The sequence below is a fragment of the uncultured Roseicyclus sp. genome, from assembly GCF_937892565.1.
Taxonomy (GTDB): domain Bacteria; phylum Pseudomonadota; class Alphaproteobacteria; order Rhodobacterales; family Rhodobacteraceae; genus Roseicyclus.
The window spans coordinates 1-12,246 of sequence record NZ_CALAHQ010000099.1; the positions used below are offsets into that span (position 1 = coordinate 1).

Here is a 12,246-nt window from a genome sequence, read left to right on the forward strand (position 1 = left end):
CTCACCCAAACAACACCATCGCGCGCGGATCCCATCCGAGCCTTGCGCGCGCGCCGAAGTCGAGCACGCGGCGGCCCGGGGTGTTGCGCATCGAGACGCGGACGGGGGCGGGTGTGCCGTCGAGCAAGATGTCGTAATAGGTCATGTCGCCGTAATAGACGACCTCGCGCACCGTACCGGAGGCCTCGCGCCCGCCCTCGGCCGTCTGGCCGTCATAGAGCAGCGTCAGGCTTTCGGGGCGCACGCCGATCTGGGCCACACCCGGCTTGGCGCCACTGGGGCATTGCGCCGGTTCCAGCTCGGCCGGGCCCAAGCCCTGCACCTCGACGCAGATGCGCCCGCCCGCCTCGCCCGACACGCGCGCCGGCAGGAAATTCATCATGCCGATGAATTCGGCCACACGGCGCGAATTGGGGCGGCGATAGAGCGTTTCGGGGTCGGCCAGTTGCGCGATCTCACCCTCGAACATCACGGCGATCCGGTCGGACATGACCAGCGCCTCTTCCTGATCATGGGTCACGAGGATGAAGGTGATCCCCACCTCGCGCTGCAGCTTGATCAATTCGACCTGCATCACCTCGCGCATCTTCTTGTCGAGTGCGGAAAGCGGCTCATCCAGAAGCAGCACCTTGGGTTTCAGGATCAGGGCACGCGCCAGCGCCACGCGCTGCCGCTGACCGCCCGACAGCGCATGGGCCGCGCGGCCGCCAAACTTGGCAAGCCCCACCATCTCAAGCGCCTGCCCCACGGCCGCGCGCTTTTCGGCCACGCTCATCGGAGATTTTCGCAAGCCAAAGCCCACGTTTTCGGCCACGCTCATATGCGGGAAAATGGCATAGGACTGAAACACCATATTGGTCGGGCGGCGGTTGGGTGCCACCCCTTCCATATCCTTGCCATCAAGCAGGATCTGCCCCTCCGAGATATCCTCGAAGCCCGCGATGGCGCGCAAGAGCGTGGTCTTGCCACAGCCCGACGGGCCCAGAAGCGAAAAGAATTCGCCCTGCCCGATATTGGCGGTGATGCCCCTGAGCGCGTGATAATCGCCATAGTATTTCTGAACGCCCGTCAGCGTGACGATGGGGGTGCGGGTCTGGTTCACAGAAAGCCTCCGGTGTCTTTGAGGCCAGCGCGCTTGAGGCCGCGGCGGCGAAAGGTTTCGGCGACGATCAAGAGCGCCACGGACAACAGCACAAGGATTGTGCCCAGCGCCATCACAACGGGCAACCGGGCCGGAAAGCGCAACTGGCCCCACAGGTAAACCGGCAGTGTCGGCTCATTTCCTGACAAGAAAAAGGCGATGATGAATTCATCGAGCGAAATGGTGAAACAGATCAGGAGCGAGGCGATGATACCCGGGCTGACCAGCGGCAAGGTGATGAGGCGAAAGGTCGACCACGCCGTTTCACCCAGATCAATCGCCGCCTCCTCGAGGCTTTTGTCCATATTGGAAAAGCTGCCCTGCAAGATCGCGATGGCAAAGGGCGTGCAGATCAGCGTGTGGCCCGCAATGATCGACCATGTCCCGCTGTTCAGACCCAGCTGCATCAGCACGATCAAAAGCGAGATGGCCACGATCACCTCGGGCAGCACCAGGGGCAACATGATGAAGCCCACCATCCCCCCCTTGCCCGGAAACCCGTAGCGCGTGGCGGCGCGCGCGGCGAACAGGCCAAGGATGGTCGAAAAAACCGCCGTCGACACCGCGATGATCAGCGAATTCAGCGTCGCCTCATGCAGCGCAGGCGTGTCGAGCAGGGCCGCGAACCAGTCCAGCGTAAATCCCCGTAGCGGAAACGCGATCACCGTGCCCGAATTGAAGGCAAACATCGGCAGCAAAATGATGGGCGCATACAGCACCAAAAGATAAAGCACGGCGAACAGGGCCAGCGCGTTCAGCCTCATATCCCCCACCTTCCCTTTGGCAGGCGCAGCAAGATCGCGACCGACAGGCCCGTGGCCACCAGAACCAGCACGATCGACGCAGCTGCCGGACCCATCAGCGCGGGCCCATGCACAAAGGCCGCCCGGATCACAAGGATCTCGGCCATGGCCACTGCAATGGCCACCCCGGCCCCCTTGGCACCGCCGCCGACCCGGTCGGCAAGCCACAGCCATGCCCGCGCGCGCGACATGCCCCACAGCAACACCATCGCCACCAACAGCATCGCCAGCACCGCCAGCGTCGCACCCATGGGCCGATCGTTCAGATCAAAGATCTGGGCATAGATCATCGTGGCAATCATCGTGCCACCCGATCCGCCGACCAGACGCGGGGTGACGTAATCGCCCACCGTCGGGATGAACACGATCAGCACCGCCGCCAGAACACCCGGCATGGCCAAGGGCAAGGTCACCCTCAGAAAGGTCATCGCGTGGCTTTCGCCCAGATCGCGCGATGCCTCAAGCAGCGAGCGATCGATTTTTTCCAGCGTCACGAAAATGGGCAAGATGGCAAAGGGCGCAAAGGCATGGGCCAGCGTGATCACCACCGAATTGGCATTGTAAAGCAACCACCCCAAGGGCTCGTCGATGACCGGGGCGCGCAGCGCGCTGTCGGTCGGCAACACCAGCCAGGCCAGACCGGCCAGCACCGCCACGCCACAGGCCGCAAGTGCGGCCCGCATCGATACTTGCCCCAGCACCCAGAACACCAAGGCCGCAACCGCCACCAAGGCCAGCACCAGGGCGATGATCGTGATCACCGGCACAAGCGTCAGACCGCTATTGACCGGCCCGTCATAGGCCAGAATAACCCGCCACAAGAACACCCGGATCAGATAGCTGGTCCAGAACGGAATGGTGATCAAGAACAGCCACAGGGATTTGCGTTCGGGGCGCACGTGGAATGAAATGAAATAGGCCACCGGAAAGGCCAATGTGACCGTGACCAGCGTGACCAGCCCCGAAATCCGCAAGGAACGCAGCATCAACTCCCGATACAGCGGGTCGGTCAGCGCCTCGGTGTAATTGGCCAGCGTGAAGTCGCGTTGGATGGTCAGGAACTGCTGTGTCCAGAAGCTCAGCAGAACGATGGCCACCAAGGGGGCCGCCAGCAACAGCAGGGCATAAAGAAAGGTAGGGCTGATCAGGATCAGCCCTTTGCCTGCCTCGCTGCGCACAAGCCTTCCATAGCTGCTCACCCGCCGCTGCCCCTCACGCCATGGGCTGATTCCAGCGTTCAAAATGCGGCTTTCCCGCGCCGCCCGCAAGCGGTTTGCTGCAGGGCGGCGAAGCCCATCGGGGCAAAGCACGCAACCAACAGAAATTCCTATGGAAAAAGGGGGGATTACACCCCCCTTTTTCTGGCATTTTCTGACCCCTGCGCGTGTTTATTGCGCGGCGGCTGGATCCCTGTCGAGCACCCTGAGCGCGCTCATCCGGTCGGGCGGCCCGATCACGGCGCCGTTTTGCCCGCGTCCGCGCTTGATGGTGTCGACCACCTCCATGCCCGTGACCACCTGGCCCACCACGGTGTATTGCCCGTTCAGGAAAGGCCCCGGTTCGAACATGATGAAGAACTGCGAATTGGCGCTGTCAGGGCTTTGCGCACGTGCCATGCCGATCACGCCCCGTTCAAACGGCAGATCCGAAAACTCCGCCGGCAGGTCGGGGTATTGCGACCCGCCCCGGCCGGCATAGCGCATATCCTGCCCCTCACGGCCGTATTGCACATCGCCCGTCTGGGCCATGAAGCCGTCGATCACGCGGTGAAACACCACATCGGTATACGCGCCTTCGGCGGCCAGCGTCATGATCCGCTGCACATGCTGGGGCGCCACCTCTTCGAACAGGTCGATGACGACCGTGCCTTCGGCTTCGCCGGTGATGTCGATTTCCAGACCGGTGGCAAAGGCGGGCCCTGCCATCACACACAAGACAAGTGCCAGATTACGCATCGGCGGCCACCTTGACCGAGATCATCTTGTCAGGATTGGCAGGCGGTTCGCCGCGGGTGATGGCATCGACATGTTCCATCCCCGAAATCACCCGGCCATAGACGGTGTATTGACGGTTGAGAAAGTGATTGTCGGAAAAATTGATGAAGAACTGGCTGTTGGCCGAATTCGGGTTCGACGAGCGCGCCGCCCCCAGCGTGCCGCGATCATGCGGGATGCCGGAAAATTCCGCCGGCAGATCGGGCTTGTCCGACCCGCCCGTGCCCGCACGGCGCAGGTTGGCCCCGTCGCGGCCATGTTCCACATCGCCGGTCTGGGCCATGAAACCCTCGATCACGCGGTGAAACACCACCCCGTCATAGGCGCCGGCGCGGGCCAGTTCCTTCATGCGCTCGCTGTGTCTGGGCGCGATCTCGGGCAACAGTTCGATCACCACGGTGCCGGATTTCAGCTCCATCAGAATGGTGTTTTCGGGATCTTTGTACACGGCCATTGGCCTTGCCTCCTGATTATCGGATCTTTGGTGGATATTTCTGGTCCAGCGCGGCCTTGACGGCTGGGGATACAAAGGGGCTCACATCCCCGCCCAGCCGCGCGATTTCCTTGACCAGCTTGGAGGCGATGGCCTGCCGGTCGGCTTCGGCCATCAAGAACACGGTGTCGATGCTGGAATTCAGTTTCCGGTTCATCCCCACCATCTGGAATTCATATTCGAAATCCGTCACGGCCCGAAGCCCCCGGATGATGATCGAGGCACCGACATCGCGGGCGCAATCAATCAGCAGGTTCTCGAAGGGGTGCGCCACGATCACGGTGCCGCTGGCGGTCTGGAGTTTGGCACATTCCGCCTCGACCATCGCCACCCGGTCGTCGAGCGAAAACAGCGGATTCTTGTCGCGATTGATCGCAACCCCGATCACCAGCCGATCCACCAAAAGGCAGGCCCGTTTGATGATATCGATATGTCCAAGCGTGATCGGGTCGAATGTGCCCGGATATAGCCCTGTCCGCATCTGTGCCCCTGCCGGTGTCGTCACTTGCGCGCGCGACCCAATCACCGGGGCCGCGCCAATGCAAGCCCCCGGCACGTCGCATCGCGCAAGAGCATCGGATCAAAACCCCTTGATCATGCCTTCCAGCGCTTCCTTTTCCATCGCCAGTTCCGAGATCTGCGCCTTGACCACATCCCCGATGGAGATCAGCCCGATCATCTCTTGTCCTTCCAGGACGGGAAGATGGCGAAACCGGCCTTCGGTCATGCGCGCCAGAACCATGTCAGAGCTGTCGTCGCGCGCGCAGGTGACGATGTCGCGCGTCATTACCCCATCCACCGTGTCGGCCAAGCAGGCGCCACCCTTGACCGCCAATTCGCGCACGATGTCGCGTTCCGACAAGATACCGACCACGCGCTTGCCATCAGGCGACACGACCACCGCCCCGATCCGCCGTTCGGCCAACAGGCGCGCCGCCTCAGCAAGACGCGTGCCCGGCGCAATCGTGATCACGCCATCACACGCTTTCAACTTCAGGATCTGCTGCACCAGCATGGTCGGCTCCCTTGCCTGACACTCATACGTCTTGCGAAAGCGTCCTCCCACAGGGGTTGATCTGTCAAGCCTTAGAACACAGGCAAGGCGACGCTGGCTTCCTGTCGCGCGATTTCGGCACGCATGCCCTCGCGCAGCAGGGTGGAAAACCGCTCAAGCCTTGCATCGCGCGGCCCGGCATGGGTGACCAACCAGAAAGTCCGCGTCAGCCGCAACTGATCGGCCAGCACCCGCACCAGTTCCGGCGCGGATGGCAAGGCGAAATCATGCACAATGGCCAGCCCCGCGCCCGCGCGCGCGAAATTCAGCTGCACCGACACCGCATTGGCCGCCAAGGGCACCCGCACCACACCGAATTGCGCCAGATAATCCAGTTCGGCGTCGAAAATCATGTCGGGTATGTAGCCGATCATGCGCGCATCGCCGAGCGCGGCAAGGGTTTCGGGCGTGCCGTTTTGCGCCAACCAGCCGCGCGAGGCCGCCAGCGACAGGTGATAGTCCGACAGTTTTTCAGCCCGTAGCCTTTGAGTGGCAGGGGGCGACACGGTGATCGCCAGATCCGCCTCGCGCCGCGACAGGTTGACCACCCGCGGCAAGGCCAGGATCTGAATGTCGAGAGCGGGATGGGCGGCACCAATGGCGGCACAGACCTGCGGCAAGAGATAATTGGCACAGCCATCGGGCGCACCGATGCGGATGGTCCCCGACAACCGCCCTGCCCCATCTTGCCCCCCATCGCCCAGCCCCCCCGCCAGCGCCGCCTCGGCGGCCTCGGCGCGCGGCACAAGGCGCTGGCCCGCTTCGGTCAGGGTGTAGCCTTGGGGCGATCTGGCAAACAGCACCGCACCCAGGCTGCGTTCCAGCCGCGCGATGCGCCGCCCCGCAGTGGCGGGGTCAAGGCGCAACCGCGGTGCAGCCCCCGACAAGCCTTCGGCGCGCGCCACCGCCAGAAACACGCGCAGATCGTCCCAGTTCATCACCACCCCCCAATTGACGCGCGCGGTTTTCTCAAGAAAACCGCACGGGAAATCCCGGGATTTCCGGTGCGAAAAACTCAGGGTTTTTCGCCGTCGTTTTGCATTCATGCAAAACGACTTTGGCAAGCTGCCGCTTTTCTTGGCGTTCTTGCAAGGCTAAACTCCGCGCGACGCAGATCATTGGCAAGGAAATACCAAGATGGAGCAGATCGGACATTGGATCGACGGCAAGCGGGTCGCAGGCACATCCGGGCGCATGGCCGATGTGATGAACCCCGCCACAGGCGAGGTTCAGGCCCAGGTGGCTTTGGCCTCGACATCCGAACTGGATGCGGCCGTGGCCAGTGCGGCCCGCGCACAGCGGGCCTGGGGCGCCACCAACCCGCAAAAACGCGCCCGCGTGATGATGGCGCTGGTGGGTCTGATCAACCGCGACATGGACAAGCTTGCCCTCGCCATCAGCCGCGAACACGGCAAGACCCTGCCCGATGCAAAGGGCGATGTGCAGCGCGGCCTTGAGGTGATCGAATTCTGCATCGGCGCGCCGCATCTGCTGAAGGGCGAATTCACCGACAGCGCGGGCCCCGGCATCGACATGTATTCCATGCGCCAGCCCCTGGGCGTGGTGGCAGGCATCACACCGTTCAACTTTCCCGCGATGATCCCCTTGTGGAAGATGGGCCCTGCGCTGGCGTCGGGCAATGCCATGATCCTCAAGCCGTCCGAGCGCGATCCGTCTTGCCCGATGATGCTGGCAGAGCTGTGCAAGGAAGCGGGCCTGCCCGATGGGGTGCTGCAAGTCATCAACGGTGACAAGGAAGCGGTGGATGCGATCCTCGACAATGAGATCATTCAGGCCGTGGGCTTTGTCGGCTCCACCCCGATCGCGCAATACATCTACAGCCGCGCCACCGCCAATGGCAAGCGCAGCCAGTGTTTTGGCGGCGCCAAGAACCACATGATCATCATGCCCGATGCCGATATGGATCTGGCCGCCGATGCGCTGGTGGGCGCGGGCTATGGCGCGGCGGGCGAACGCTGCATGGCGATCTCGGTGGCGGTGCCCGTGGGCGATGAAACCGCCGATCGGCTGATCGAAAAGCTGATCCCGCGCATCGAGGCGCTCAAGGTCGGCCCCTACACCGCGGGCAATGACATCGATTTCGGCCCGGTCGTCACGGCGGCCGCCAAGGCGAATATCTTGCGGCTGGTCGAAAGCGGCGTGGCACAAGGCGCCAAGCTGGCCGTCGATGGGCGCAACTTCAAGCTTCAGGGCTATGAAAACGGCTATTTCGTGGGCGCCCATCTGTTCGACCACGTGACCCCCGACATGGACATCTACAAGACCGAGATTTTTGGCCCCGTCCTGTCGACCGTGCGCGCAGCCAGCTATGAGGAAGCCATTGGCCTTGCCATGGATCATGAATACGGCAATGGCACCGCGATCTTCACCCGCGATGGGGATGCCGCGCGCGATTTCGCCAACCGCATCAACATCGGCATGGTGGGCATCAACGTGCCGATCCCGGTGCCTTTGGCCTATCACACCTTTGGCGGCTGGAAGAAATCGGGCTTTGGCGATCTGAACCAGCACGGGCCAGATGCTTTCCGCTTCTACACGCGGACCAAGACGATCACGGCGCGCTGGCCAAGCGGCATCAAGGAAGGTGCTGCCTTCAACTTCAAGGCGATGGATTGACCTGATCTTCGGGCGGCGTCAGCGCCCCCTGTCGCGTCACGATGATCGGCGCCGCACCCGGCTGGGGCGGCGCCGATTGCGTGCGGGCCATGGCAAGGGCGCGCTGCCGCTCGGCCTCGGGCCCGCGATGCTGGCGCGACTTGAGGCATTCGAAACTGCCCGCGCGAAAGGCGCGGCAGGCCTCGGGGCGGGTTTCGTAGATGGCACACAGCGTCTGCCCCTCGGGGGTGAGGGTCAGCTGCGCGCAATGCCCGCACGACATCGTCATGTAGCGCCGCCCCTCGATACGGGTGGTGACGCTTTCGGGGATCTTTCGGTCCTGATCTTCGGGCAGAATGGCGAGATAGCGGTCATGACCGCCAAAGCAGCAGGCCCCGCAGGACGTGCAATCGAATATGGGGGAGGACACCGAAGCACCCGCATGCCGCGCCGGCAGGGCCGGCCCGATGCCGCCCACGATGCGCCGGCCCGGCACATAGGCCAGCACCCCGATACCGACAAGAGCCAAGCCGGTGGCCAACCGGGGCCTTGCAAAATTTCCACATCCGCCGGTAATGGAACAACCGTTCAATTGCCTGGGCATGACCCCGGCGGAGGCAGGTCCATGGATTTCGCATTGAGTGCCGAAGCGCAGGCCATTTTCGATCTGGCCCATGATCTGGGCCAAACCGAAATCGCCCCCCATGCCCGCGATTGGGAAGCGGCCGGAACGATCCCGAAATCGCTTTGGCCCAAACTTGCCGCACTGGGCTTTGGCGGGCTTTATGTCAGCGCGGACAAAGGCGGATCAGGGCTGTCGCGGCTTGAGGCAAGCTTGGTGTTTCAAGCCTTGAGCCACGCCTGCCCTTCGGTGGCGGCGTTCTTGTCGATCCACAACATGTGCGCCAAGATGATCGAGCTTTACGGCTCGGATCGGCTTCAGGCCCGGTTCTTGCCCCGCGCGCTGTCGATGGAGTGCTTTTTTTCCTATTGCCTGACCGAACCGGGATCGGGATCTGATGCGGCGGCATTGCGGACCCGCGCCGATCGCACACCACAGGGGTATGCGCTGACGGGCACCAAGGCCTTCATCTCGGGGGGGGGCTATTCGGACGCCTATCTGGTGATGTGTCGCACGGGCGGCGATGGCCCCAAAGGCATTTCCGCCCTGATCGTCGAAGACGCCACGCCCGGCCTGTCTTTCGGGGCGCTCGAGAACAAGATGGGCTGGCGCAGCCAACCCACCCGTCAGGTTCAATTCGATGCCTGCACGGTGCCTGCCGACAATCTTTTGGGCGCCGAAGGGCATGGTTTTTCCTATGCCATGGCGGGCTTGGACGGCGGTCGGCTCAACATCGCGGCCTGTTCGCTGGGGGCGGCCGAGGCGGCGCTGCGCGCGACCCTTGCCTACATGGCCGACCGGCGCGCCTTTGGCCAAAGCCTCGATCAGTTTCAGGCGCTGCAATTCCGGCTTGCGGATATGGAGATCGAACTTGCCGCCGCGCGCGTCTTGTTGCGGCAAGCGGCCTGGATGCTTGATCGGGGCGCGCCCGACGCGGTCAAGCATTGCGCCATGGCCAAGGCATTTGTCACCGAAGCCGGGTGCAAGATCGTGGATGATTGCCTGCAACTGCATGGTGGCTACGGCTATCTGGCCGATTACGGCATCGAAAAGCTGGCCCGCGATCTGCGCGTCCACCGCATTCTGGAAGGCACAAACGAGATCATGCGCCTGATCATATCGCGCCACATGCTGGCCGCGCGCGGGTGATGGCGGTTGGTCTTGCGTATTTCTGGAAAGATGAAGGAATGGGCGGCATGACGTCAGACGAGATCGATATCCGCATCGAAGGCCGCGCCGGGCGGATCACGCTGACCCGGCCCGCGGCGCTCAATGCGCTCAGCTATGCGATGTGCCAGGCGATCGAGGGTGCGCTTGACCTTTGGGGTGCCGATGACCGCGTGGCGCTGGTGGTGATCGATGCTGTGGGCGATCGCGCCTTTTGCGCGGGTGGCGACATCGCGCAGATGTATCACAGCGGTATTGCGGGGGATTTCGACTTTGGTCGCCGCTTTTGGGCGGATGAATACCGCATGAACGCCAAGCTGTTCCATTTCCCCAAGCCGGTGGTCAGCTTGATGCAGGGCTACACCATGGGCGGCGGCGTGGGAATTGGCTGCCATGGATCGCACCGGGTGGTGTGCGAAACCAGTCAGATCGCCCTGCCCGAATGCGGCATCGGCTTGGCGCCTGATGTGGGCAGCACGCTGGTCTTGTCGCGCGCGCCGGGGCGATTGGGGGAGTATCTGGGGACCACGGGCCACCGCATGGGTCCGGGCGATGCGATCCATGCGGCTTTTGCGGATTATTTCATTCCCCGCGCGGCATGGTCGGATCTGATTGCCACGCTGTGCACCACCGGCGACTGGGCGGCGGTCGACCGCGCGGCACAGCCCGCACCCGCCAGCCCGCTGGCTGCGGCCCAAGCGGAAATCGACATGCTGTTTGGCGGCGAAACGATCCGCGATGTGATCAATCTTTTGCGCTGGTCCGACAGCGCGCTGGCCAAGGCTGGGCTGGCGGCACTCAGCCGAGGCAGCCCTTTGGCTGTCGCTTGCACGCTCGAAATGGTGCATCGCGCGCGGTTGCGCGACACGATCGAGCATGCGCTCGAACAAGAGTACCGCTTCAGCTACCGCGCAATGCAAGATGGCGATTTTCTCGAAGGCATCCGCGCGGCAATCATCGACAAGGACAAGACCCCGAAATGGCGCCATGCAGATCTTGAGGCGATTGCGCCCGTGGACGTGGCCAAGATGCTTATGCCGCTGGGCGCGGCAACCCTGAAACTGAACATCAAAGGATCGGCAGCATGAAGATCGGCTTTATCGGCCTTGGCAACATGGGGGGGCCCATGGCGGCCAATCTGGCGGCGGCGGGTCATGCGGTGGCGGGGTTCGATCTGGCTGCTCCCGCCCCGGCGGGCGTCACCATGGTAGAAAGTGCCGCCGCCGCCGCCACTCATGCGGCGGTGGTGATCACCATGCTGCCCAATGGTGCCATCTTGCGCGCAGTGGCCAAGGCGGTGATCCCCGCCATGGCGCCGGGCGCGGTTCTGCTGGATTGTTCGACCGTCGATGTGGCCAGTGCGCGCGATGTGGCGGCCTGGGCCGGGGCGGCGGGGCTGGGGGCGCTGGATGCCCCGGTTTCGGGCGGGGTTGGCGGGGCTCAGGCTGGAACGCTGACCTTCATGGTGGGCGGCGATGCTGCGGCCTTTGCCACGGCCCGCCCGCTGTTCGAGGTGATGGGACAAAAGGCGGTGCATTGCGGCCCGGCCGGAAACGGGCAAGCGGCCAAGATCTGCAACAACATGATCCTTGGCGTGACCATGATCGCCACCTGCGAGGCCTTTGCGCTGGCCGACAAGCTGGGTCTGGATCGGCAGGCGATGTTCGATGTCGTCTCGACCTCGTCGGGGCAAAGCTGGTCGATGACAAGCTACTGCCCGGCACCGGGCATCGGGCCCAAAAGCCCGTCGGACAATGGATACAAGCCCGGCTTTGCCGCCGATCTGATGCTCAAGGATCTGCGCCTGAGCCAGGAGGCCGCGACAGCCGCGGATGCCGATACCCCGATGGGCGCCCTTGCCGCAGCGCTTTATGCAACCTTCGTGGAAGCCGAAGATGGCGCAGGGCGCGATTTTTCGGCCATGTTGCCGCGCTTCGAGGGTCGCGGTCAGACAAGCTCATGAACTGGCCTGCTGCCGGTTTCGTGGACAAAGGGTCAAGCCAGCATAGCACGGGCTTCGAACGCCGCAGAGCCTAGTTAGCCCAATTTCGAACGCCGTCTGCACGGGTTGTGGAAGCGCTCGATATTGTCGAACACATCCGCGCGGGCCTTGTCGCGGTTGCGATAGACGTTGCGGTTGGTCCGTTCGATTTTCAGCGCCGAAAAGAAGCTCTCCATCGCCGAACTGTCCCAGACGTTTCGGGCCCGGCTCATGGAGCAGGTGATGCCATTGTCGACCAGCAGGCGCTGAAACTGCTCGCTGCCGTCTTGCGACCTCTGGTCCGAGTGATGCAGCCGGGCGTCGGCACCAACCGCTACAGCTATGCCTTCAACGATCCGGTGAACAAGCTGGATC

At 63.3% G+C, this 12,246-nt stretch carries 14 protein-coding genes and 1 pseudogene; 4 read left to right on the plus strand and 11 right to left on the minus strand.

The features are described from left to right. Position 1 precedes the first annotated feature (1 nt). From Q0094_RS13815 to Q0094_RS13860, 9 genes are all read right to left on the minus strand, one after another. Positions 2 to 1,102: an ABC transporter ATP-binding protein gene (locus tag Q0094_RS13815; RefSeq protein WP_297620778.1), complete on the minus strand. Its 1,101-nt coding sequence runs from the start codon at positions 1,100 to 1,102 to the stop codon at positions 2 to 4. Beyond that, on the minus strand, positions 1,099 to 1,905 hold the full coding sequence (locus Q0094_RS13820) for an ABC transporter permease (protein WP_297620781.1): 807 nt from the start codon (positions 1,903 to 1,905) through the stop codon (positions 1,099 to 1,101). The genes Q0094_RS13815 and Q0094_RS13820 overlap by 4 nt, the downstream gene beginning before the upstream one ends. Next, entirely contained in the window at positions 1,902 to 2,930 is a 1,029-nt protein-coding gene (locus Q0094_RS13825; RefSeq protein WP_366940302.1) for an ABC transporter permease, read from the minus strand. Before Q0094_RS13825 ends, Q0094_RS13820 begins: the two co-directional genes overlap by 4 nt. Before the next feature lie 402 nt (positions 2,931 to 3,332). Then, complete coding sequence (locus Q0094_RS13835; RefSeq protein ID WP_297620784.1) at positions 3,333 to 3,899, minus strand: peptidylprolyl isomerase; 567 nt, start codon at positions 3,897 to 3,899, stop codon at positions 3,333 to 3,335. Beyond that, positions 3,892 to 4,392: a peptidylprolyl isomerase gene (locus Q0094_RS13840; protein ID WP_297620787.1), complete on the minus strand. Its 501-nt coding sequence runs from the start codon at positions 4,390 to 4,392 to the stop codon at positions 3,892 to 3,894. Before Q0094_RS13840 ends, Q0094_RS13835 begins: the two co-directional genes overlap by 8 nt. 16 nt (positions 4,393 to 4,408) lie before the next feature. Next, entirely contained in the window at positions 4,409 to 4,912 is a 504-nt protein-coding gene (gene coaD, locus Q0094_RS13845; protein WP_297620792.1) for a pantetheine-phosphate adenylyltransferase, read from the minus strand. A gap of 99 nt (positions 4,913 to 5,011) precedes the next feature. Continuing rightward, on the minus strand, positions 5,012 to 5,446 hold the full coding sequence (locus tag Q0094_RS13850) for a CBS domain-containing protein (protein ID WP_297620795.1): 435 nt from the start codon (positions 5,444 to 5,446) through the stop codon (positions 5,012 to 5,014). 71 nt (positions 5,447 to 5,517) lie between these two features. Next, positions 5,518 to 6,423 carry a LysR family transcriptional regulator gene (locus tag Q0094_RS13855; RefSeq protein ID WP_297620798.1) on the minus strand — a complete coding sequence of 302 codons (906 nt, stop codon included), beginning with the start codon at positions 6,421 to 6,423 and terminating at the stop codon, positions 5,518 to 5,520. 31 nt (positions 6,424 to 6,454) lie between these two features. After that, positions 6,455 to 6,640, minus strand: coding sequence for a hypothetical protein (locus tag Q0094_RS13860; RefSeq protein WP_297620800.1), 186 nt, complete (start codon positions 6,638 to 6,640; stop codon positions 6,455 to 6,457). Here Q0094_RS13860 and Q0094_RS13865 point away from each other — a divergent pair. After that, the gene (locus Q0094_RS13865; RefSeq protein WP_297620803.1) at positions 6,623 to 8,122 is read left to right on the plus strand and encodes a CoA-acylating methylmalonate-semialdehyde dehydrogenase; all 1,500 of its coding nucleotides are present in this window, start codon (positions 6,623 to 6,625) and stop codon (positions 8,120 to 8,122) included. The genes Q0094_RS13860 and Q0094_RS13865 overlap by 18 nt on opposite strands. On the opposite strand, the gene Q0094_RS13870 is transcribed toward Q0094_RS13865, so the two are convergent. After that, positions 8,106 to 8,642, minus strand: coding sequence for a YkgJ family cysteine cluster protein (locus Q0094_RS13870; RefSeq protein WP_297620805.1), 537 nt, complete (start codon positions 8,640 to 8,642; stop codon positions 8,106 to 8,108). The genes Q0094_RS13865 and Q0094_RS13870 overlap by 17 nt on opposite strands. An 84-nt stretch (positions 8,643 to 8,726) precedes the next feature. On the opposite strand from Q0094_RS13870, the gene Q0094_RS13875 reads away from it, so the two are divergent. Genes Q0094_RS13875 through mmsB form a run of 3 tightly spaced genes read left to right on the plus strand, consistent with a single transcriptional unit; the run spans position 8,727 to position 11,853 of the window. Further along, a complete protein-coding gene (locus tag Q0094_RS13875) occupies positions 8,727 to 9,872 on the plus strand; it encodes an acyl-CoA dehydrogenase family protein (RefSeq protein WP_297620808.1) in 1,146 nt (381 codons plus the stop codon). A gap of 47 nt (positions 9,873 to 9,919) precedes the next feature. After that, positions 9,920 to 10,978: an enoyl-CoA hydratase/isomerase family protein gene (locus Q0094_RS13880; protein WP_297620811.1), complete on the plus strand. Its 1,059-nt coding sequence runs from the start codon at positions 9,920 to 9,922 to the stop codon at positions 10,976 to 10,978. Then, positions 10,975 to 11,853 carry a 3-hydroxyisobutyrate dehydrogenase gene (gene mmsB, locus Q0094_RS13885; protein ID WP_297620814.1) on the plus strand — a complete coding sequence of 293 codons (879 nt, stop codon included), beginning with the start codon at positions 10,975 to 10,977 and terminating at the stop codon, positions 11,851 to 11,853. Before Q0094_RS13880 ends, mmsB begins: the two co-directional genes overlap by 4 nt. A gap of 74 nt (positions 11,854 to 11,927) precedes the next feature. On the opposite strand, the pseudogene Q0094_RS13890 reads toward mmsB, so the two are convergent. Next, positions 11,928 to 12,246 (minus strand): annotated as a pseudogene (locus tag Q0094_RS13890) (hypothetical protein); the annotation flags it as partial.